Below are 18,760 nucleotides of genomic sequence, written 5' to 3'. Positions count from 1 at the left end.
CGCTGCCTGAAAGGCCCCGGATAGTCACGCATGCGTCCGCCGAACAGCACTTTCCCGCGTTCGCGGGAATGACGATCGTTGGGAATGACGACCGGTGGTGTTGTCCGGGAGCGCGGCGCGGGCGCCGCTTAACGTGCCGGTGCCGGTGCCTGGGCCGGAGTAGGCGCGCTCATCGTGGCTTCGCACTGCCGCCAGCGCACGCGTTCGTCGCTGTCGGGGCGCGGGTTGAGCTGGATGCGCGAGAGCGCCAGGTCAGGGTACTTGGCCAGTTCGGCGCAGACCGTCGGCATCACCATGGCTTCGTCGGCCAGCATGTCCACCGACAGCGTCGAGCCGGAGATCCAGGCCGGCTGGCGCAGGCCGCCGGCCTTGGCCAGGGCCTTGGCGACCTCGCCGCGCTGGCGGGCCAGCTCGGCGTCGGTCGGCGGCTCCGGTGTCTGGGAAGGCGTGCTGACGGCGGGCGCCGGGGTTGGCGAATGCGCCGGAGCGGAAACGGGCGCAGGTGCGACGGTCTCGGGCGTCGAGTCGGAATCGAGCAGGGCAGGCAGCCCGCTGACCAGCACGCCGAGCAGCAGCGCGGCGATCCAGCTCAGGCCGATGCGGCGGCGCGCGCGCAGGTTGGCCTGGCCGCTGATGCCCTGGACAGTCGCGCTGTCCACCATCGGCTTGACCTCGGCCCACAGCCTGGCGCCGTCCAGGATCTCGACATTGGAGCGCTGCGCCTTCTCATGACCGCCGGCGTCGACCAGGCCTTGGGTGGCCAGGATGCTGTGCTGGGCGCCGCGCAGGCGCGCCTCGGAGGCCAGTTCGTCGATCGCCACCGAGCCGATGCGATAGGCGGTGCCGTGCTTGCAGCTCAGCAGCCAGTGCTTGCCCTCGGCATCGCCCAGCAGCAGGCTCGGGTGCTGGTTGCGGACATCCTCGGGCTCGAAGGACAGGCGCTCCAGGCCGCGCAGCTGCAGCGCCGAGAGCACCAGGCGCGAGAAGTCGCGCCAGCGCATCGCCGCCAGCGCCTGCAGGCCGGCCTGGGTTTCGTCGAGGCGGCGGCGGACCAGCCACAGGTAGGCGGTGGCGACCACGCCCACCAGCAGGGCCACGAGGGTCCCGATCAACCAGAACGGCATGAGGCGTACATCCGCTGAAACAGGTGGGGCATTCTACGGGCAACCGTGCTGGCGGCCAGTCCATGCTTGGCATACGTCGGCCAAGAGGATGGCGGGCTTGCGGGCAAGCAGCACATCGGAGGGTACGGGCGATTTAGTCGGTCACGTCGCCAGGAGCGGCAGGGTCTGCGGGCGCCGCTCGAGGCGCGGCGCGCGGCTTGCGCACCGGCCGGTCCTCGGTAGCCTGGGGCGGGACGGGCGCGGGGCCGGGCGGGGTGGAACGGGCTGCCGCCCTGCGCGCCCGCGCACCGGCGGTGGGCCGCTCGTTGTGCGCGCGCAGCTTCTGGTTGAGCGCGTCGATGCGGTCGGCCAGCGCGCCCAGCTCGCGCCGGGTCGGCACCTCGAGCGCCTTCAGCGCCTCGCCGACGCGGGCGCGGAAGACTTGGTCCACGCGTCCCAGCGTCTCGCCGGCGCGGCTGCGCACTTCCTCGACGCCGTCGGCCAGGCCGGCGCGCGCGTCGCGGGTGCGGGCCTCGACCTTGCTGCCTTCGCGCACCAGCGTGTCGAACAGCTTGCTGCCCTCGGCCTGGGCGCGGCTGAAGGCGCCCAGCCCGGCCAGCCAGATCTGCTGGGCCGATTCGCCCAGCGACGCCTGCAGGCGCTCGGCCTGCTCATGCAGCGAGGGTTCGAAGTCGGACGGGCGCTGGCGCTCGGTTTTCCTGGTGGCCATGGATCACTCCGATGCGGTCGGGACGATGCCTGGCAGTGTCCGCAGCGGCCGGTGAGCGCCGTGTCGAAGATGGGCCGGCCAGGGCGTTTAGGCGAAGCGCTCGCCCAGCACCCGGCGGATCTCCGACTCGATCGGCCCCTTCATCGCCGACAGCAGGAAGCCCAGCTCGGCGGTGACGTGCAGCGCGCCGGGCTGCATGGCGATGCGCCCGTCCACCCCGGATCCGTTGAACGCCAGCGTGTCGCCGTCCCAGTGATGGCTTACCCCGAAGCGCGCGTGCAGCTTGCCGGCCACCTCTTCCAGGGCCTGGCGGGTCTGCTCGGGCGACTTGTGGTGGGGATGCTGCAGTTCGATGCGGGACATGGCGCTGGGCTGGCGAAGGACAAGCGCGCATTGTCGCCCAACCGCGCATCGCCTGTGGAAGGCGCGTGCCGCCTCCTACCTTGCGAAGCCCGAACCCGCGGGCCTGCGTGCTAGTCTCCCGGCCGCGTGCAGAACCTCAGTCTCCATTTTCCCCAAGGCCGGACGGCCGACCGTGCCCTGGGCACCGGTATCCACCGCATCGTGCGCGAAGCCAGCGGCACCATCGGCGTGGGCGATGCGGTGCCCGGCGCGCTGCTGGTGCAGTTCAGCCTGGACCGGCGCGGCCTGTGGCTGCAGGTGCCGCCGGGCATGCGCGGCATCCATGTCAACGGCCGCCCGGTGCGGCGCATGGCCATGCTGCGTCCGGGCGATGCGGTCTACGCCGATGGCGTGGAAGTGCTGGTACGCGGCCAGGCGCCGCGTTCCGGCCTCCTCGGCGCCGATGGCCCAGGCCGAGCCGGATCCGCGCGTGGTCCTGCGCGGCATCGGCGGGCGCCACCACGGCCGCGCATTCACCATCGGCAGCGGCTGCAGCGTCGGCGCCGGCCGCGAGGCCGATATCGTGCTGGATGCGCCGCACCTGTCCGGCCTGCACGCCGTGCTGGGCCGCGTCTCCGGCGGCGTGCTGCTGCGTCATCTGCAGGGCGGGGTGACCAGCGTGGTCAACGGCGTGCCCGTGCACGAGGCCGTGCTGAATGCCGGCGACCAGGTCGCCTTCGACCCGCAGTCGCGCTTCGTGGTGGAGATCCCCTGGAGCCAGCCCGATCCGTCCGACCCGGCGGCCTCCGAGACGACCGTCAGCGCTCCGACGCCGGCGGCGGTGGCGCCACGGGCTTCGCTGAAGCGCTGGCCGTGGCTGCTGCTGGCCGCGGCGGTGCTGGCCGGCGTGCTGGCGCTGCTGCTGCTGTTCGCGCCCGCCTGATCGCCTTCCAGGCGCGCCAGCCCAGCAGCAGGGCGAGCAGACCTGCGTAGAGCGCCGGCTCGCGGATGTCGGACTTCACCAGCCACCAGAAGTGCAGCACCGCCAGCACGCCGATGACGTAGATGGCCTTGTGCAGCTGGCCCCAGCGCCGCTTGAGCCGGCGCATCCAGCCCTGGGTGGAGGTGATCGCCAGCGGCACCAGCAGCAGCCACGCGGCGAAGCCCACGGTGATGTAGGGCCGCTTGACGATCTCGGCGAAGATCTGGGTCCAGTAGCCGCCCAGGTCCAGGCCCAGATAGGCGGCCAGGTGCACCGTGGCATAGGCGAAAGCGTACAGGCCCAGCATGCGGCGGAAGCGCAGCAGCACCGCCTGGCCGGTGAGCTGGCGCAGCGGGGTGATGGCCAGGGTGAAGATCAGAAAGCGCAGCGCCCACAGCCCGGTGAAGTGCTCGATCTGCGCGATCGGGTCGGCGCCCAGCGCATCGCTGCCGTTGCGCCAAACGTCCCAGAAGCGCCAGCCCAGCAGCGCCAGCGGCGCCAGGCAGAGCAGGTGGACGACGAGCTTGGCGAGGGTGAGGGGTTTCATTTTTTGGGGATTGGGGATTGGGGATTGGGGATTGGGGATTGGGGATTGGGGATTGGGGATTGGGGATTGGGGATTGGGGATTGGGGAGGAAAGCGTCTGCGTCAGTGCTCTGCTTCTGCCCCCTCCCTTGCGCGCAGCGCAGGGGAGGGCTGGGGAGGGGTTAGCCGTTGCTGTTGCCGTTGTTGCTTCGCTCCCCTCGGGCTACGCGCGAAAAGCACTCTTCCCCCTCAGTCGCTAGCGCGACTTCGAGCTCCCCTGCGCTGCGCGCAAGGGAGGGGGCGGGTCATGCGGCTCACGCTGACGTCGCTTGGTTCGTGGTTCTCTGCCGTGATCACTGGTTTTTCTTGCAACTTCTGCTCATGCCCCTAGCTTCTCCCGATTCCCGATTCCCGATTCCCGATTCCCGATTCCCGATTCCCGATTCCCGATTCCCGATTTCCGATTCCCGAATCCCGAATCCCGAATCCCGAATCCCGAATCCGCCTCAAAACCACTTCCGCAAATCCATCCCCGCATACATCGAAGCGACCTGATCGGCATAGCCGTTGAAGGGGCGGGTGGGGATGCGCTCGGCGAACAGCTTGCTGGCATTGCCGGCGATGCGGCGTTCGGTCTTCTGGCTCCAGCGCGGGTGGTCCACGTCGGGATTGACGTTGGAGAAGAAGCCGTACTCGTTGGGCTGCAGGTCGTTCCAGGCGGTCGGCGGCATCTTCTCGACGAAGCGGATCTCCACGATCGACTTGATGCTCTTGAAGCCGTATTTCCACGGCACCACCAGCCGCAGCGGCGCGCCGTTCTGCTGCGGCAGCGGCTTGCCGTAGACGCCGGTGGCCAGGAAGGTCAGCGGATGCATCGCCTCGTCCATGCGCAGGCCCTCGCGGTAGGGCCAGTCGATCGAGCGGTAGGCGATGCCCGGCATCTGGCGCGGGTCGGCCAGGGTGGTGAAGGCCACGTACTTGGCCTTGGCCGTGGGCGCGAAGCGCTTGAGCACCGCCGCCAGCGGGATGCCGTCCCACGGGATCACCATTGACCAGCCCTCCACGCAGCGCAGGCGGTAGATGCGCTCCTCGCTCGGCGCGGACTTGAGCAGGTCCTCCAGCGCCAGCGTGCCGGGCTTCTCGCACTCGCCGGAGACCTTGACCGACCACGGCGAGGTGCGCAGCGTCTTGGGCGCGCTCGACGGGTCGGTCTTGCCGGTGCCGAACTCGTAGAAGTTGTTGTAGCTGGTCACGTCCTCGTAGCGGGTCAGCGTCTCGCTGGTGCGGAAGCCGGCCTTGGCCTGCTCGGGCGTGACGACGGTCTTGGGCGCGTCAGGCGGATCGGCGTCGGCGCAGCCGGCCAGGGCGAGCGCCGGCAGCGCGGCGGCCAGCTTGAACAGGTCGCGACGGCCGCGGTAGACGGCCTCGTCGGTGACCTGGTGATCCTTGAGGGTGAGGGCGTCGCGTAGGGACACGGTGCATCTCCTGCGAAAAGTCACATGGGCAACCAATGGGACGCGCCGGCAGGCGAAAAATTCCCGCCATTGCACGCGTTTGCGCCGGCGATGGATTCGCCTGCAACCACCTTACGCGGATCACGGCATGACGGATGCAAAGGCGGCCGTGGGGCGATTCAGCCTGCGGCATACTATGTGCCCCCTGATCGAGGCCGCCATGTCCCGCGTCCACAACTTCAGCGCCGGCCCCGCGGCGCTGCCCGAAGCCGTCCTGCGCCACGCGCAGTCCGAAATGCTGGAATGGAACGGCGTGGGCGCCTCGATCGTGGAGATCAGCCACCGCAGCGCCGAGTTCATGGAGGTCGCCGCACGCGCCGAGGCCGATCTGCGCACGCTGCTGAGCATTCCCGACGACTATGGCGTGCTGTTCCTGCCCGGCGGCGCCACCACCCAGCAGGCGCTGCTGGCGCTGAACTTCGCCAGCCCCGGCCAGACGGTGGACTACGTGGTGACCGGGCACTGGAGCAAGACCGCGATCAAGCAGGTCAAGGACTACGTCAAGGTGCACGTGGCCGCCAGCAGCGAGGCCGAGGGCTTCACTGACATCCCGCCGCGCGCGGACTGGCGGCTCTCGCCCGATGCGGCCTATGTGCACATCACCGCCAACGAGACCATCCATGGCGTGGAGTTCCGGCACACGCCCGAGGTGGGGCAGGTGCCCTTGTTCGCCGACTTCTCCTCCTCGATCGCCTCCGAGCCGATCGAGGTGTCGCGCTACGGCGTGATCTATGCCGGCGCGCAGAAGAACCTCGGGCCGGTGGGCGTGGCGGTGGTGATCGTGCGCCGCGACCTGCTCGAGCGCGCCGGCCAGCGGCGCGCGGACATCTTCAACTACGCCTCGCATCTGGCGCGCGATTCGATGCTCAACACGCCGCCGACCTGGAACTGGTACCTGGCCGGGCTGATGTTCCGCTGGATGCTGGACCAGGGCGGCGTGGAAGAGTTCGCGCGGCGCAGCGCGGCCAAGTCGCAGCTGGTGTACGGCGCCATCGACGCCTCCGGCGGCTTCTACCGCAACACCGTGCATCCGGCGGCGCGCTCGCGCATGAACATCCCCTTCTTCCTGGCCGACGAGGCGCTGACCGCGCGCTTCGTGGCCGAATCCAAGGCCGCCGGGCTGATCGGCCTGAAGGGCCACAAGGCGGTCGGCGGCCTGCGCGCCTCGCTGTACAACGCCTTGCCGGTGGCCAGCGCCCAGGTGCTGGTGGACTTCATGCACGACTTCCAGCGGCGCAATGGCTGAGCCACCGCGCTTGGCTGTCGTGGGCGCCGGCCTGGTGGGAGCCGCCATGGCGGCGATGGAGCTTTACCGGTGAAGCCCCATCGCCGCCGTGGCGGCTCCCACAGAGAAGCCGCGAAATTCCGCTTTACGGATGACCTCGAATGACCAAGAAAACCCCCAAACCCGCAAGCGCGCCGCGCAAGTCGCCGGCCAAGGCGGCCAAGCCCGGCAAGCCGGCCAAGGTGGCCAAGGCATCCGCCAAGGACGCCAGCGCCTCGCCGGCTGAGCCCGAGTTCGACCTGGCGCAGGTGCGGTCGCGCATCGACCATATCGACCGCGAGATCCAGGCGCTGATCGCCGAGCGCGCCGGCTATTCGCTGCAGGTCGGCAAGGCCAAGGGCAAGCTCGCCGCCGCGGTGGACTATTACCGCCCCGAGCGCGAGGCGCAGGTGCTGCGCATGGTGGTGGACCGCAACCAGGGCCCGCTGTCCGACGAAGTGCTGGTGCACGTGTTCCGCGAGATCATGTCCTCCAGCCTGGCGCTGCAGGAGCCGCTGAAGATCGGCTACCTGGGCCCGGAAGGCACCTTCAGCCAGCAGGCCGTGCTCAAGCACTTCGGCCGCTCGGCCCTGGGGCTGCCCATGGCCAGCATCGAGGAAGTCTTCCAGGAAGTGGAAAGCGGCAGCGCCGACTTCGGCGTGGTGCCGGTGGAGAACTCCGGGCAGGGCACGATCCAGATCACGCTGGACATGTTCCTGACCTCCGACCTGAAGATCTGCGGCGAGGTCGAGCTGCGCGTGCAGCAGTTCCTGATGTCGCGCAGCGGGCGCATCGCCGACATCGAGCGCATCTACGCGCATCCGCAGTCGTTCATGCAGACCGCCGGCTGGCTGCGCTCCAACCTGCCCAAGGCCGAGAAGGTGCCGGTGTCGAGCAATGCCGAGGGCGCGCGGCGCGCGCGCAACGCGGACGATGCGGCGGCGATCGGCGGCGAGAGCGCGGTGCACGCCTATGGCCTGAAGAAGGTCGTGATGAGCCCGATCCAGGACGACAAGGACAACACCACGCGCTTCCTGGTGGTGGGCCGCAGGATCTTCCCGCCGTCCGGTCACGACCGCACCTCGGTGCTGGTGTTCATCCACGACAAGCCGGGCGCGCTGTTCGACGTGCTCAGCCCGTTCGCGCGTCATGGCATCAGCATGAACCGCATCGAGTCGCGGCCCAGCCACCACGCCAAGTGGGAGTACGGCTTCTTCATCGACCTGGCCGGGCATGTGGAGGACGAGGCGATGAAGCAGGCGCTGGCCGAGCTGGAAGCGCATTCGGCGCAGATCAAGGTGCTGGGTTCGTATCCGGTGGCGGTGCCTTGATGCCGGGTGCGTCGGTGGCGGTTGCGGTTTGAAGCAAGAGCTTTCGTACCTCTTCGAGGCACGAGTCACTTTTCTTTGCTCGTGCAAAGAAAAGTAACCAAAAGAAAGCACGCTCGTCCTCGCGCCCTGCGCTGCGCGCAGGGTCCGCGCCATCAGCGGAATTCCCGGACGCGGCATCCTGCCGCGACCGGGAACGACGCACATCCATGTGCGTCGCCCCTGCGGGGTTTGCCCGCTGGTGGCGCCGCTGCGGATGAGAGGACAAAGCGGAAGCAACAGCAGCAACAGCAGCAGCAACAGCAGCAGCAACAGCAGCAGCAACAGCAACAGCAGCAGCAACAGCAACAGCAGCAGCAACAGCAACAGCAACAGCAACAGCAACAGCAACAGCAACGGTTTTAGCGGTAGCTGCGGTGAAACGGCAGCAAGACCTTGAAGCACAACGCGGCGTGGGCCGCTGGACTGGACAAGACGATGACCTCGCAATCCTGGATCGCTCAACCTGGCTCGGCGCTGCATGGCGCGCTGGCCATCCCTGGTGACAAGTCGGTCTCGCACCGGGCGGTGATGTTCGCGGCGCTGGCCGATGGCACCTCGCGCATGGAAGGCTTCCTGGAAGGCGAGGACACGCGCGCCACGGCGGCGATCTTCGAACGCCTCGGCGTGCGCATCGAGACGCCGTCGCCGTCCACGCGCATCGTGCACGGCGTGGGCGTGGATGGACTACAGGCGCCGACCGGCGAGCTGGACTGCGGCAATGCCGGCACTGGCATGCGCCTGCTTGCCGGCCTGCTGGCCGCGCAGCCCTTCGACAGCGTGCTCATCGGCGATGAATCGCTGTCCAGGCGGCCGATGCGTCGCGTCACCGCGCCGCTGGCGCAGATGGGCGCCAGGATCGAAACGCGCGAGGACGGCACGCCGCCGCTGCGCATCCACGGCGGCCAGGCGCTGCACGGGATCGACTACGCCTCGCCAGTGGCCAGCGCGCAGATCAAGTCCTGCCTGCTGCTGGCCGGCCTGTATGCCGACGGCGACACCACCGTGCGCGAGCCGCATCCCACGCGCGACTACACCGAGCGCATGCTCTCGGCCTTCGGCGTGGACATCGACTTCTCGCCGGGCTACGCCCGCCTGCGCGGTGGCCAGCGCCTGCGTGCGACCGACATCGCGGTGCCGGCCGACTTCTCCTCGGCGGCGTTCTTCCTGGTCGCCGCCAGCATCATTCCCGGTTCGGATGTGACGCTGAAGGCGGTGGGCCTCAATCCGCGCCGCACCGGCCTGCTCGAGGCGCTGCGCCTGATGGGCGCCGACATCGAGGTGCACGATGCGCGCGAACACGGCGGCGAGCCGGTCGCCGACCTGCGCGTGCGCTACGCCGCGCTGAAGGGCGCGCGCATTCCCGAAAGCGTGGTGCCGGACATGATCGACGAGTTTCCGGCGCTGTTCGTGGCCGCGGCCGCCGCGCAGGGCCAGACCATCGTCAGCGGCGCGGCCGAACTGCGCGTCAAGGAATCCGATCGTCTGGCGGCCATGGCCACCGGCCTGCGAACGCTGGGCGTGCAGGTGGACGAGACGCCCGATGGCGCGACCATCCACGGCGGCCCCATCGGCGGCGGCACCATCGAGAGCCACGGCGACCACCGCATCGCCATGGCCTTCTGCATTGCCGGCCAGCTGTCGTCCGGCGAGGTGCTGGTGCGCGACATCGCCAACGTGGCGACCTCGTTCCCCGGCTTCGACACCCTGGCGGTGGGCGCGGGATTCGGGCTGACGCCGGCGCGCTGAATCCAGCGGCCGGACGAGGCGTCGAAACTGTGACGCCGTCGTCCTTCGGGAGCCCTTGGGCACATTGTCCGTGACCGGCCAGGCCTGCATGCTGGCCCCCTTGAAACAGGGGGAATGCCATGGATGCGTGCATGGGGCTGGGCTGCCAGACCTGGCCGCCGCAGGTCTGGGCGGCGTGGGTGCAGGCGCTGCTGTCGATCGCCGCGATCGTCGGCGTGCTGCTGGTGGTACGGCGCGAACAGCGCGCGCGGCAGCGCCCCGAGCGCGAGGCCGAACGCCTCAAGGCGCGCAGCCTGGCCCTGCTGGCCGGCGCGGCCTGCGATGAGATCACCGCCGGCCTGACCGCCGCGCTCAGCCTGCGCGCGGTCGGCGCCGATGCCGCCCTGCTGGGCGCCTCGGGTCGCCAGGCCGCGGCGGTGCCCGAAGCGCTGCGCCAGCTGATTCCCGAGTTGTATCGCCTGGGCGAGAGCGGGGCGCTGCTGCAGGATCTGGTGCTGACCCTGCAGGGCATCGCCTCGCTGCAACGGCGGTTCGACCAGCAGGTCGAACGCGATCCCTCGGGCGCGGCCGTGCTGTTGCCGTTCGTGGCCGAGCAGTTCGAACTGGCGCTGCTGCTCAGCGAGGAGGCCGGCCTGCGCCTGGCCAACCTGTTCGAGGTCAACCCGCTGCACGCGCGCGATTTCGATGCGCCGGGCGCGCTGTCCCCGTCGCGCCCGCGCATCGGCAACGACCACCGGGCGGATTTTCACCACCCGCGCTGAGGCCACGCCGCCGGCTCAGGCCTGCTGCAGGCCGGGCTTGCCGTGTTCGATCGCCAGGCGTGCGAAGCGTTCCAGCTTCGCGCCCGGCACCATCACGCGGTCCACCGTCTTCAGATCGCCCACACAAGCGTCGCGCTCGACGGTGCACAGCACATAGCCGCGCTTGTCGGTGGTGACCTTCAGATGCGGGTTGTGGGCCAGCGTGTCGCGCGCCTCCTGGTCCACGCCCAGGCCATCGGAGCCGGAGGTGATGGAGGTGGCCAGGAACTCGCTGGAGATCACGCCGGATTCGGCGTTGTCCTGCACCAGATCGCTGGCGTAGTGGCGGTGCGCATCGCCGCAGACGGTGACCACGTTGCGGTGCCCGGCCTGGTCGATATGGCCCAGCAGCCGGCGGCGGCTGGCCAGATAGCCGGACCACTGATCGTCCGAGGTCACCACCTGACCGTTCTTCTCCAACGCGTAGTCGCCCAGCGCCACCTGATGGGCGATCACCTGCCAGCGCGGTGCCGGATCGGCCAGCCCGTCGAACAGCCAGCGCTCCTGCGCCTGGCCCGTGATCGTGCGCTGCGGGGACTCGACCACGGCGCGGTCGGCCATGTCGGCCGGCTGCTTGCTGCGGTACTGGCGGGTGTCGAGGAAGTGCACGTCCAGCAGCCGGCCCCAGCGCGCGCGCCGGTACAGCTGCAGGTGTCCGTCGCGCGGGAAGGCGCTGCGGCGCAGCGGCATGTTCTCGTAATAGGCCTGGAAGCCCTGTGCGCGCCGCAGCAGGAACAGCTCGCTCGGCGTGCCGTCCTGATCGTCGACGCTGGCCCAGTTGTTGTCGATCTCGTGATCGTCGAAGGTCACGAACCACGGCGCCGCCGCATGCGCGGCCTGCAGATCCTGATCGGTCTTGTACTGCGCATAGCGGCGGCGGTAATCGTCCAGCGTGTAGAGCTCCGGGCCGACGTGATTGCGCAGGTTGGTGAAGGGGCGGCCGTTGACCTTGCGGCTGGCGCTGGTGTTGGTCGCGCCTTCGTAGATGTAGTCGCCGTAGTGGAAGACGAAGTCCAGCGGCTCATCGGCGATGTGGCGCCAGGCGGTGTAGTGGCCTTCCTCGTACTGCTGGCAGCCGGCCACGGCGAAGCGCACGCGCGCAAGATCCGCATCGGCCGCCGGCAGCGTGGCGGTGCGCCCGATCGCGCTGGTGTAGCCGGCGATGTTGAAGCGGTACCAGTAGGGCCGCGCCGGTGCGAGGCCTTCCAGCTCCACGTGCACGGCGTGCCCCAGCTCGGGATGGGCCAGGGTCGTTCCGCGGCGCAGGATCCTGCGGAAGGTTTCGTCGTCGGCCAGCTCCCAGCCGACCACCATCGGCCGGGTCGGCATGCCGCCGCCGTATTCCAGCGGCGCGGTTGCCAGGCGCGTCCACAGCACCATGCCATCGGGGGCAGGGTCGCCCGAGGCCACACCCACGGTGAAGGGCGTGGTGTCGAACTTTGGCGACCTGAGCAGGTTGCGCAGGGTCAGGCCGGCGGCATCCTGCTCGGCGGCCAGCGCCGAGGCGGTGCCCATCCAGGCGCCGAGCGCCGACAGGCCGGAGAGCAGGAGGAAGCGGCGACGATCGATACCCGGCATGTTGGCCTCACTGATAGATGATGTGGAAGTAGAAGAAGCGCCCATAGTCGTCGATCTCGCTGCGGTACCTGCCGCCCGGGCCCATGCTGTAGGTAGGCTGGGTACTGAAGAGGTTCTTGGCCTCGTACTTGAACGACACGTGTTTGGAGACCCGGTGGCTGAAGCCCAGGTTGAAGGTCATGTACGGGTCGTAGTACGAATCCAGCCAGGCCGTATCGCCGAAATCCACCAGCATCTTGGAGCGGTAATTGCCCGACACGCGCAGCTGCGCGTTGTGCCAGGGCATGCGCCAGATCGCCGAGCTGTTGAGCGACCAGTCCGGCTGGTAGAGCAGGCGGTCCAGCGCGCGCGGCTGGCCGTCGCTGGTGACGTAGTCGGTCTTGCCGAACAGCCGGGTCGCGTTGAAGTACAGGTCGAAGCGCTGATCGCCCCAGCGCAGTGAGCGGTTGGCCAGCGCCAGTTCGGCGCCGTGCAGCGTCGATTCGTCGGTGTTCATCGGCTGGGTCACCTTGTAGGTGACGTCGTCGAGGACCTGGTAGGTGGTCAGGGTGTAGATGTCGTCCCGGATCTTCTTGTCGAACAGCGCCAGCGAGACGATGCCGTTGTTGCCGTTGAAGTACAGGTCCCAGGCCAGGTCCAGATTGGTCGACTTGCGCGGATGGAGCCCGGGATTGCCGCGCCTGATCGTGCAGTAGCCGCCGCCGTCCTCGTCCTCGGCGCAGCTGGTGCTGCTGGCCTGGGCGACATTGCCCGGCGTGGGCCGGCCCAGGGTCTGGCTGACCGAGAAGCGCAGACGCTGGCGCTCGCCGAGCTTGAACAGCGCGTTCAACGAGGGCAGCAGATTGCTGTAGCCGCCCTGGGACTTCCTGAAGTCGGCCGTGTACGTGGTGCCGCCGTCGTCGCTGTACGGACTGAAGGCATCGAAGCGCGTGTGGTCGTAGCGCAGCCCGCCCAGCAGCAGCGCCCGGTCCCAGGCGTACTGCGCCGAGACATACGCACCGGCGATGTCCTCGACGTACTTGTAGTCGCTGCTGAAGTCCGCGTTGGGGTAGGCCTTGTCGTTGTTGGCCAGCCTGGGCACCAGCGCGTCGGTGAGCTTGGCGTTGTCGATCAACGGAAAGCCCGGCACCGTGCCCACCAGCGTCGCGCCGGGATAGAGATAGGCGTTGAGCGTGTCCTTGGTGGTGTAGTAGGTGAAGTCCACGTCCTGCCAGATGTTCAGGTGCCGATACTCGGCGCCGCTGGCCAGGCCGAAGCCGCGCGCCTCATCGCCGGTGTTGTGGGTGAAGTCCAGCCGCACGTGTTCGATCCGCTCCTGCGCGTCGCGCGGCGAGACGTAGGCCTGGGCCGGGTTGAGCTTGTAGGCCGAGCCGAGCAGCAGCCGCGGGTCGGACACGGCGATCGCGTTGGGAAATCCGTGGTCGTCGTTGGCATAGTCCACGAACAGCCCGGTCGGATAGGCGCGCACGCCCCAGTACACTTGGGTGTTGTCGAAGGTCTCCTGCGTGTGGCCGGCGCGCAGGCTCAGGCGCGAGGCCTCGTCGATGTCCCAGTCGAAGCTGGCGATCGCGCCGAAGTTCGCGCGGTCCCAGCGGTCGTGCCGGTTCTTGATGTAAATGCTGTTGATCTGCGTGGTGCCGCCTTCGGCGGTCTGGTCCTGGATGTCGAACTTGGCGTTCGAATACAGGTCGGTCTTGTTCATCGTGGAGTTTTCGTAGAACCGATAGCCATACATCAGCAGCGAGGCGAGGTAGGGCGCATCGACCGGTCGCCACTCCAGCTTGAGCGAGCCGCCGAAGTTGGTGATGTAGTTGGTGTAGGTGCCGGTACTGAAGTTGCCGGGCGCGCGCAGGCCGTTCCAGCCCGGCAGCGTGTCCGGCCCGGTGCTGCCGTCGGTCAGGTAATTGCCGGCCGCATCGAAGAAGTAGTTGCTCTCCACCCAGCGCTTGACGCTGTTGCGCGAGCGCTGCTGGTAGCGGCCGACCGCCACGATGCCGAACTGATCGTCCGCGCCGAAGGTGTCGGAGAACACCAGCTTGGCGCTCTTGCCGTAATGCCCGAGCGTCTTGTGGTTGCCGCCGGCGCTGCGCTGGACATCGGTCGAGGCGGTGGAATAGATGCCGGCCGCATCGGCGAAGACATAGCGCCCGGCGCGGTCGAATGCGCTGCGGCTGACGATGTCGATGATGCCGCCGATCGCATCGGGCGCCTGCTGCGCGCCGAAGGTCTTGTAGATGTCCGTGCGCGTGCCGATGTCGCTGGGGATCAGCTGCAGATTGTTCATGCGCTCGCCCGAGCCGCTGTTGCCGACGCTGGCGATGGCGATGCCGTCCAGGCTGGTGAAGTTGAGATTGGGCTGGATGCCGCGGATGGCGACGAAGCGCGGCTCGCCGGCGTCCTCCACCGCGCTGATGCCGGGCGCGGCCATCAGGCTCTCGGCAAGGGTTTCGTCGCCATAGCTGTCCATCTCGTCGTAGATCACCGAATCCTTGACCACCGCCGCGCGCTTCTTCTGCTCGATCACCTCGTGCGCGGCGATGGCCTTGACCGTCTCCAGTGTGTTGGGACCCTTTTCGGCTCCGGCGGCGACAGCGTCGGCATCGTTGGGGCTGCCGCCGACCGCTGTCGTGGCGGTGTCGTCGGGCCTGCGAGTGGTGTCGGTGGGAGGTGCGGGCGATCGATCCACCGCCAGCGCGGCCGACGATGCGCCCAGTGCGGTGGAGACCAGACAGGCGCCCAGGGCGCGACGGCGTCGCGCCTTCGGGCAGGCAGGAGCGGCATCAGGCATCGAAAGCGGTCCAGGTGTGCAAAGCCCGACAGCGTGCGTAACGCCTATTGCGCCTTCGTGACCACGACCACGCGCAGTCCGTCAGCGGCGACATGCGTCACAGTCGGGCTGCCGCGCTCGATCCGTCGATCCGCAACCCGGCGCGTCGCATCGCCGCATGCGGACCATCAGATCGGAGGTGCTGCGCGGCAGTGGGCGGAGCATCACCGTGCAGCCGACAGCGCGTTAGCGAAACCACACAAGCTGGATATCCAAGCGTCGAGATGAAATGCGCGGGCGGCGCATCGCACGGACCTATGCGCGCAAAGCGTTAGCCTCCGATGATCCGTGTCGCTGGCGAATCACGCGCGATATACAAGTGCCCACCTAGTTTCAGATTTATGTCAGGTGCCAACACTTCCCACGCGACGGCGTTGCATGTCGCGTCCTTTGACACTTCCGGATCGGACTGGCTCGCCTCGCGCGTGCGGCGCCAGATCCGCGAGACGCCCGACCTGCCCAGGCCGGGTGGCGGCGAAACGCTGGAGCGTTGGCGCGCGCTCGCCCGGTTCGGCGCCGAGAGCCTGCCGCTGGTCAAGGTGCTGGAGGCGCACTACGACGCCCTGGCGATCCTCGCCGAGGCCGGCGAACCGCGCCCGCCTGCGGACACCCTCTGGGCGGTCTGGGCGGCCGGCGGCCCGACCGAAACCGTCCGCTATGACGCGCACGCCGGCCGCGTCAGCGGGATCAAGCCCTGGTGCAGCGGCCCGCAGGGCTTGATCAGCCACGCGCTGGTGACCGTCGCCCACGACGATCGCCGCCCATTGGCTGCCATTACCTTGGCGCCGGGCACGTTCCGCCTCGATGCCAGTCAGTGGTCGGGCCCGGGCATGGTCGGCGTTCCCACCGGTGAGGGACACTTCTCCGCGGCCGCCGCCCGCCTGGTAAGCACGCCGGAGTTCTATCTGGAACGACCCGGCTTCTGGCACGGCGGTGCGGGCATCGCGGCGTGCTGGTTCGGCGCGGCGACCGCGATCGCCGAGCGCGTGCGGCGCTCGCCTGGCGTGTCGAAGAACCCGTTTTGCGCCGCTCACCTCGGCGCGATCGATGCGCAGCTGACCGCCGCGCAGCTGATGCTCCGCCAGCTCGCGCGCGACATCGATCGCCAGCCAAAGGACAGCCACCGATATGCGGTCACCCGCGTGCGCTGCTTCGTGGACCGGGTCTGCCGCGATGTCATGGAGCGCGCGGCGCTGGCGCTTGGACCGGCCTCGCTGTGCACCGATGCCGAGCATGCCCAGCGCTGCACGGATCTGCAGGCCTTCATCCGCCAATGTCACGGACAGCGCGACGAGCAGTGGCTCGGGGAGGCGTTGCACCAGGCGGAGGGCGCATGGACGCTCTGAGCACGGTGCAGATCGCGGGGCAGGGGCTCAGCGAACGCCAATGGGCGAGCTCACCCGCGCTGGCAGCGCTCGCATCCATCACGCCTGAAGAACTCTTCCAGGGCGCCGAGCGTCTTGTCGTGGTCGCACCGCATCCGGACGACGAAGTCCTGGGTTGCGGCGGCGCCATGGCCCTGGCACGCAGTAGCGGCATGCCGGTCATGGTGGTCTCGGTGACCGATGGCGAGGCGGCCTATCCAAGCGAGCCGGCGTGGCGCCCGGAGCACCTGTCGCAGGTGCGTCAGCGCGAGCTGGTCGAGGCCTTGGGCAGGCTGAGTGTCGCGCCGGCCAGCATCGTCCGGATGAACGTCGGCGACGGCAGGATCGGCGCCCGCGTGTCGCAGGTCGCCGACCGGCTCGCCGATCTGCTTTCACCGAGCGACCTGGTGCTGGTCACCTACGCGCACGACGGCCACCCGGACCACGAGGCCTGCGCGCAGGCCGCGGTCCAGGCGTGCGCTGCGCGCGGCGCGCGACTCGTGCAGTACCCGGTCTGGGCCTGGCACTGGGACGGCCCGGCGCCCAGCGTCTTCCTGCGTCGTGCCGTGCGGATGCCGCTTCCTGCCAACGTCCTGCAGGCCAAGTGCCACGCCATCGAAGCCTTCGCATCGCAGATCGGCGCGGTCAGCCCGCCGGTCGCGGATCCCATCCTGCCGGACTGGGCCTTGGCCCGGTTCCAGCGCCCCTTCGAGGTCTTCATCCCATGAGTGCCCAGGCACGCGCGCACTATTTCGACACCCTCTATCAGCATCTGGATCCGTTCGGCTACCGGACCCGCTGGTACGAGGCCCGCAAGCGCGAGATCCTGATGGCGACGCTGCCGCGGGCCCGCTTCGCGCGTGGCTGGGAGCTGGGCTGCTCCAACGGCGAGACGACCCACTGCCTGGCGCAGCGCTGCGAACAGCTGCTGGCCACCGACATGGCGGCCGAGGCGGTCGAGCAGGCCAGGCAGCGCGTCGCCGACTGCGCCAACGTGGAGGTCATCCAGGCCTGCCATCCGCGCGATTGCCCGCGCGGCAGCTTCGATCTCATCGTCGTGAGCGAGGTCGGCTACTACCTGCAGCCGGAAGAGCTGAAGGATCTGGTCGAACAGACCCAGGACGCGCTCACACCCGACGGCCTGCTGGTGGCCTGTCACTGGCGGCACCCGTTCGAGGAAGCCTGCCAGGACGGGACCGAGGTGCATCGCTGCATCGGCCAGCTGCTGTCCCTGCCGCTGGCCTATCGCTACGAGGACAGCGACTTCCTGCTCGAAGCCTGGGCGGGCCGGCCGCTGTCCGTGGCCCATCAGGAAGGATTGCGGTGATCGCGGTCCTGATCCCGGCGCATGACGAGGCCGAGGTGATCGGCCGTTGCCTGGCGTCGGTCTGCCATGCGGCGAACCACCCGGAACTCGACGAAGCGGTCATCGTGGTCGTGGCATCGGATCGATGCACGGACGCGACGGCCGACATCGCGGCGTCCTTCGGCGCCTGCGTGATTCAGGTGCCCATGCCCGGCGGCGTCGGGCTGGCGCGCGCCACGGCCGCCGAGCGCGCCATCGCACTGGGCGCGGACTGGCTGGCCATCACCGATGCGGACTCCGAGGTGCCGAGCGACTGGCTGTTCCAGCAGCGCGCCCTGCAGACCGACGCTTTCTGCGGCGTGGTCGAAGTCAGCGACTGGCTGGACTACGCGCCCGGAACCGCCTGCGCCTTCGAGGCCTCCGAGCCGGTGGGCGTGGATCATGGCCGCATCCACGGCGCCAACATGGGCGTGAGCGTCGCCAGCTATCTGCGCTGCGGTGGATTCTCCGACGCGACCAGCAGCGAGGACGTCGCCCTGGTCAAGGCCCTGCAGGCCTGCGGCGCCCGCATCGCCTGGTCGCCGTACCCGGTCGTGCGCACCAGCGCCAGGCGCCAGGCAAAGGCGAGCGGCGGCTTCTCGCAGTTCCTGCAGCGGCTCGAGTTGTCCCTGATGCAGGCCCAGGCCAAGCCTTTGGCTCCCATGCACGGACAGCCTGTGCCCAATGCGACCGAGGCCGGAGGGTAGCGCCGCGCTGTCACCGATTCGATTTGGCTTCTTGCAGGCGGGTAACCGAGCTGGCAGCGTCATGGCGCCGAGAGAACTGACGACCAACGCGGCAACCCGAGGCCTTACGTGGTGTAAGGCGAGCACTTCAGCCCGTGCCGCGCCAGCAGCGCATCGGCATGGGTCTGCCAGCCCGGCGGGCCGGAGACGTCGGCGATGACTAGGCTGCCTTGGCCATCCGACGCAGCGCGGATGCCACGGGCCAGCAGCTCGATGCCCGCGCCGTCGATCTCCAGCTCGGTCAGGGCCCTGATGACGCGCATGACCAGTGAATCGTGGGTGGGTCGCCCCTGGCTGCGAAATACGAAGGCCGCCATGCGTTGCTCCTGCAGGGATCCCCGAGGCCTGACGCCGCATCGTCCATCGCGCCAGTCGCCGACAAGGCGGCCTGGCAAGATGCGAGCAGGGCAGCGGGAAAGGTCGACCAGCGTGCGCGCCTTGCGTCGCACATCCTGAGACGGAGGGTCAATCAGCAGGTTCAGTTGCGCCCTCGGACGCTGGCAAGCGCCTCAAGGCAGCTCCGC

General features: G+C 69.0%; 16 protein-coding genes and 1 pseudogene. 9 read left to right on the top strand and 8 right to left on the bottom strand.

From position 1 onward, the window contains the following. Nucleotides 1-128: 128 nt before the first annotated feature. The 3 genes from ACFJIT_RS08105 to ACFJIT_RS08095 all read right to left on the bottom strand — a co-directional run bounded on the left by ACFJIT_RS08105 (nucleotide 129) and on the right by ACFJIT_RS08095 (nucleotide 2,196). A complete protein-coding gene (locus ACFJIT_RS08105) occupies nucleotides 129-1,124 on the bottom strand; it encodes a restriction endonuclease (protein WP_379655546.1) in 996 nt (331 codons plus the stop codon). 133 nt (nucleotides 1,125-1,257) lie between these two features. After that, nucleotides 1,258-1,833 (bottom strand): phasin family protein, encoded by a 576-nt coding sequence (locus ACFJIT_RS08100; RefSeq protein ID WP_379655545.1) that lies wholly within the window; start codon nucleotides 1,831-1,833, stop codon nucleotides 1,258-1,260. Nucleotides 1,834-1,920: 87 nt separating this feature from the next. Then, nucleotides 1,921-2,196 (bottom strand): polyhydroxyalkanoic acid system family protein, encoded by a 276-nt coding sequence (locus ACFJIT_RS08095; protein WP_130519643.1) that lies wholly within the window; start codon nucleotides 2,194-2,196, stop codon nucleotides 1,921-1,923. A 126-nt stretch (nucleotides 2,197-2,322) separates the two neighbouring features. Here ACFJIT_RS08095 and ACFJIT_RS08090 point away from each other — a divergent pair. Further along, nucleotides 2,323-3,106 (top strand): annotated as a pseudogene (locus ACFJIT_RS08090) (FHA domain-containing protein); the annotation flags it as partial. On the opposite strand, the gene msrQ reads toward ACFJIT_RS08090, so the two are convergent. Together msrQ and msrP are read right to left on the bottom strand one after the other, a co-directional pair. After that, entirely contained in the window at nucleotides 2,994-3,704 is a 711-nt protein-coding gene (msrQ, locus tag ACFJIT_RS08085) for a protein-methionine-sulfoxide reductase heme-binding subunit MsrQ (RefSeq protein WP_379655544.1), read from the bottom strand. The pseudogene ACFJIT_RS08090 and the gene msrQ overlap by 113 nt on opposite strands. Before the next feature lie 484 nt (nucleotides 3,705-4,188). Then, entirely contained in the window at nucleotides 4,189-5,157 is a 969-nt protein-coding gene (gene msrP, locus ACFJIT_RS08080) for a protein-methionine-sulfoxide reductase catalytic subunit MsrP (RefSeq protein WP_130519647.1), read from the bottom strand. Between the two features lie 199 nt (nucleotides 5,158-5,356). On the opposite strand from msrP, the gene serC reads away from it, so the two are divergent. The 4 genes from serC to ACFJIT_RS08060 all read left to right on the top strand — a co-directional run bounded on the left by serC (nucleotide 5,357) and on the right by ACFJIT_RS08060 (nucleotide 10,337). Beyond that, nucleotides 5,357-6,442: a 3-phosphoserine/phosphohydroxythreonine transaminase gene (gene serC / locus ACFJIT_RS08075; RefSeq protein ID WP_379655543.1), complete on the top strand. Its 1,086-nt coding sequence runs from the start codon at nucleotides 5,357-5,359 to the stop codon at nucleotides 6,440-6,442. A 140-nt stretch (nucleotides 6,443-6,582) separates the two neighbouring features. Next, complete coding sequence (gene pheA, locus ACFJIT_RS08070) at nucleotides 6,583-7,791, top strand: prephenate dehydratase (RefSeq protein ID WP_379655542.1); 1,209 nt, start codon at nucleotides 6,583-6,585, stop codon at nucleotides 7,789-7,791. 474 nt (nucleotides 7,792-8,265) lie between these two features. After that, a complete protein-coding gene (aroA, locus tag ACFJIT_RS08065; RefSeq protein WP_379655541.1) occupies nucleotides 8,266-9,576 on the top strand; it encodes a 3-phosphoshikimate 1-carboxyvinyltransferase in 1,311 nt (436 codons plus the stop codon). Nucleotides 9,577-9,707: 131 nt separating this feature from the next. Then, entirely contained in the window at nucleotides 9,708-10,337 is a 630-nt protein-coding gene (locus ACFJIT_RS08060; protein ID WP_379655540.1) for a hypothetical protein, read from the top strand. Between the two features lie 15 nt (nucleotides 10,338-10,352). On the opposite strand, the gene ACFJIT_RS08055 is transcribed toward ACFJIT_RS08060, so the two are convergent. Together ACFJIT_RS08055 and ACFJIT_RS08050 are read right to left on the bottom strand one after the other, a co-directional pair. Further along, nucleotides 10,353-11,954, bottom strand: coding sequence for an alkaline phosphatase D family protein (locus ACFJIT_RS08055; RefSeq protein WP_379655539.1), 1,602 nt, complete (start codon nucleotides 11,952-11,954; stop codon nucleotides 10,353-10,355). A 7-nt stretch (nucleotides 11,955-11,961) separates the two neighbouring features. Then, on the bottom strand, nucleotides 11,962-14,742 hold the full coding sequence (locus ACFJIT_RS08050; protein ID WP_379655538.1) for a TonB-dependent receptor: 2,781 nt from the start codon (nucleotides 14,740-14,742) through the stop codon (nucleotides 11,962-11,964). A 380-nt stretch (nucleotides 14,743-15,122) separates the two neighbouring features. On the opposite strand from ACFJIT_RS08050, the gene ACFJIT_RS08045 reads away from it, so the two are divergent. The 4 genes from ACFJIT_RS08045 to ACFJIT_RS08030 are packed head-to-tail and all read left to right on the top strand — an operon-like array spanning nucleotide 15,123 to nucleotide 18,197. Continuing rightward, entirely contained in the window at nucleotides 15,123-16,127 is a 1,005-nt protein-coding gene (locus ACFJIT_RS08045; RefSeq protein WP_379655537.1) for an acyl-CoA dehydrogenase family protein, read from the top strand. After that, on the top strand, nucleotides 16,115-16,873 hold the full coding sequence (locus ACFJIT_RS08040) for a PIG-L deacetylase family protein (protein ID WP_379655536.1): 759 nt from the start codon (nucleotides 16,115-16,117) through the stop codon (nucleotides 16,871-16,873). Before ACFJIT_RS08045 ends, ACFJIT_RS08040 begins: the two co-directional genes overlap by 13 nt. Further along, the gene (locus ACFJIT_RS08035) at nucleotides 16,870-17,472 is read left to right on the top strand and encodes a class I SAM-dependent DNA methyltransferase (RefSeq protein WP_379655535.1); all 603 of its coding nucleotides are present in this window, start codon (nucleotides 16,870-16,872) and stop codon (nucleotides 17,470-17,472) included. Before ACFJIT_RS08040 ends, ACFJIT_RS08035 begins: the two co-directional genes overlap by 4 nt. After that, complete coding sequence (locus ACFJIT_RS08030; protein ID WP_379655534.1) at nucleotides 17,469-18,197, top strand: glycosyltransferase; 729 nt, start codon at nucleotides 17,469-17,471, stop codon at nucleotides 18,195-18,197. The genes ACFJIT_RS08035 and ACFJIT_RS08030 overlap by 4 nt, the downstream gene beginning before the upstream one ends. Nucleotides 18,198-18,301: 104 nt before the next feature. On the opposite strand, the gene ACFJIT_RS08025 is transcribed toward ACFJIT_RS08030, so the two are convergent. Beyond that, a complete protein-coding gene (locus tag ACFJIT_RS08025) occupies nucleotides 18,302-18,499 on the bottom strand; it encodes a hypothetical protein (protein ID WP_379655533.1) in 198 nt (65 codons plus the stop codon). Nucleotides 18,500-18,760 lie beyond the last annotated feature (261 nt).

This window comes from Pseudoxanthomonas sp. UC19_8 (genome assembly GCF_042700505.1).
Lineage (GTDB): Bacteria > Pseudomonadota > Gammaproteobacteria > Xanthomonadales > Xanthomonadaceae > Pseudoxanthomonas_A > Pseudoxanthomonas_A winnipegensis.
The sequence above is the reverse complement of the archived record's forward strand: the minus strand, read 5'-3'. Positions and strand labels throughout refer to the sequence as shown.